This window comes from Desertibacillus haloalkaliphilus, from assembly GCF_019039105.1.
Lineage (GTDB): Bacteria > Bacillota > Bacilli > Bacillales > KJ1-10-99 > Desertibacillus > Desertibacillus haloalkaliphilus.
This window is the reverse complement of sequence record NZ_JAHPIV010000197.1, coordinates 1-414: the sequence shown is the minus strand read 5'-3', so window position 1 is coordinate 414 and position 414 is coordinate 1. Positions and strand designations below refer to the sequence as shown.

1 protein-coding gene is annotated in these 414 nt (G+C 42.3%); it reads left to right on the top strand.

From position 1 onward, the window contains the following. Positions 1-42: 42 nt before the first annotated feature. A partial coding sequence (locus KH400_RS21525) for a PAS domain S-box protein (RefSeq protein WP_217228124.1) occupies positions 43-414 on the top strand: 372 nt, incomplete at its 3' end.

Sequence of the window (414 nt, the reverse complement as noted above, 5' to 3'; positions counted from 1 at the left end):
CTCAAAGGGAACATGGATTCAATCAAAGTTCAGGAGGAAAACTTGGGTGAAATTTCCAGGCTTTTTGACCAGCAAAATCTCCTCTTGCAGGAATTGAAGGGCTTTGTTTTTTTCCATGACTATAAAGGTGAAATCACCAGAGTATCCAAGGAAGTCGAAAGTGTTTTAGGTCATTCCATTGAAGAATTTGTGGATGCTTTCAAGGTAGATTCCGTCCATCCCCAGGCTAATTTGGTGAAATCCCAAACCATCAAAGCCCTGACCGAAGGAAAGGATTTTGTCGATCTTGAATACGATTTTGTCAAGCCCAATGGAGAGAAAATATGGGTCAGGGTATTTGAAAGATTGATTTTCGATCTACAGGGAAGGTTTTCCGGAGGGATGGGGATCGGTACCGACATTACTGCTCAGTAC